Annotated in this window: 3 protein-coding genes; all 3 read left to right on the plus strand. The window is 52.9% G+C overall.

What is annotated here, in order from left to right; translation table 11 throughout:
* The first annotated feature begins 111 nt into the window (after positions 1–111).
* Positions 112–387: a formaldehyde-responsive transcriptional repressor FrmR gene (gene frmR, locus NX782_RS26105; RefSeq protein ID WP_258848425.1), complete on the plus strand. Its 276-nt coding sequence runs from the start codon at positions 112–114 to the stop codon at positions 385–387.
* A 57-nt stretch (positions 388–444) separates the two neighbouring features.
* Positions 445–1,554: an S-(hydroxymethyl)glutathione dehydrogenase/class III alcohol dehydrogenase gene (locus tag NX782_RS26110; protein ID WP_091877588.1), complete on the plus strand. Its 1,110-nt coding sequence runs from the start codon at positions 445–447 to the stop codon at positions 1,552–1,554.
* A gap of 50 nt (positions 1,555–1,604) precedes the next feature.
* A partial coding sequence (locus NX782_RS26115; RefSeq protein ID WP_452312065.1) for a VOC family protein occupies positions 1,605–1,823 on the plus strand: 219 nt, incomplete at its 3' end.

The raw sequence follows: 1,823 nt of genomic DNA on the forward strand, positions 1-1,823 counted from the left end.
TTCTAAAGTTTAAGGAGGCGAAAAAAACACAAATTTCAGCAAAAAATCGGTTGCATATACTATAGGGCAGTATGGTATAGTAGGGACGCTTAACTAGTAGAGAGGTGTTCGATGCCACATAGTCCTGAAGAAAAGAAACAAGCCCTCACGCGTATCAGGCGTATCAAAGGACAGGTAGCTACTCTTGAACAAGCACTTGATGCAGGTGCTGATTGCCCTGCGATTCTTCAGCAGCTCGCGGCAGTCCGCGGAGCGGTTAACGGCTTGATGGCCACGGTCCTGGAAAGCTATCTGCGAGAAGAATTTCCGAATAGCGAGATCAGGAGTGATTCGCAGAACAAGTCCATTGACGAAACAATCTCTATCGTCCGGTCGTACCTGCGTTAGAGAGATGAAGTGTCCTCGATGAGAACAAATTCACCTAGATTAGAAAGAAACCACATCATGAAATCACGTGCAGCAGTTGCCTTCGGGCCTGGAAAGCCGCTGGAAATCGTTGAGATTGACGTTGAGCCGCCGCGCAAGGGCGAAGTTCTTGTCAAGATCACGAATACTGGCGTATGCCACACCGATGCCTTTACCTTGTCGGGCGATGACCCCGAAGGTCTTTTCCCGGTCGTTTTGGGCCATGAAGGAGCGGGTATCGTCATGGAGGTAGGAGAAGGGGTAACCAGTGTGAAACCTGGCGATCATGTCATTCCACTCTACACCGCTGAATGTGGCGAGTGTCTGTTCTGTAAGTCCGGTAAAACCAATCTGTGTGTCGCGGTTCGTGCGACCCAAGGCAAGGGGCTGATGCCCGATGGCACGACTCGCTTTTCTTATAACGGCCAACCGCTTTACCACTACATGGGCTGTTCGACTTTCAGCGAATATACGGTTGTTGCGGAAGTGTCACTGGCCAAGATCAACCCAGATGCTAATCCGGAGCACGTCTGCCTGCTGGGTTGTGGGGTAACAACTGGTATCGGTGCCGTCCACAACACGGCCAAGGTGCAACCGGGCGACTCGGTCGCCGTCTTCGGTCTTGGCGGCATTGGGCTCGCTGCAATCCAAGGTGCGCGCCAAGCCAAGGCGGGTCGCATCATTGCCATCGACACCAATCCAGCCAAGTTCGAGTTAGCTCGTAAGTTTGGCGCGACCGAATGTCTCAACCCTAAGGACTTCGAGAAGCCGATCCACGAGGTACTCATCGAAATGACCGGCTGGGGCGTAGACCATACATTCGAGTGCATTGGTAATGTCAACGTGATGCGCTCTGCGCTGGAAGCTGCCCATCGCGGCTGGGGCCAGTCAATCGTCATCGGCGTCGCCGGTGCTGGCAAGGAAATCTCGACCCGTCCATTCCAGCTGGTCACTGGTCGGACTTGGAAGGGCTCGGCTTTTGGCGGAGTCAAAGGGCGCACCCAACTTCCCGGCATGGTGGAAGACGCAATGAAAGGTGAGATCGATCTCGCCCCATTCGTTACCCACACCATGGGTCTCGAGGATATCAACAAAGCCTTCGATTTGATGCACGAAGGCAAGTCGATTCGCACGGTGATCCACTATTGATTCACGAACACTAACTATTCATTTAACATCAAATATCAAGAAAAAGAACTATGTCTACTCCAGTTATTTCCGGTGACAGCATTTTCTCGCACGTCTTTATCGGCGCCGCTGACGTTCAGAAGTCGGCCGCGTTTTACGATGCGACTCTGGGGGCTCTTGGCATCAAGAACCTCGGTCCATTCGGTAACGGTTGGGTGCTCTTCGGCCGTGAAAAGCCGGCTTTTATCATTGCCCGTCCTGGCAACGGTGAAGCGCCTCCAGCAATGGCG

The sequence above is a fragment of the Massilia norwichensis genome, from assembly GCF_024753245.1.
Lineage (GTDB): Bacteria > Pseudomonadota > Gammaproteobacteria > Burkholderiales > Burkholderiaceae_D > Telluria > Telluria norwichensis.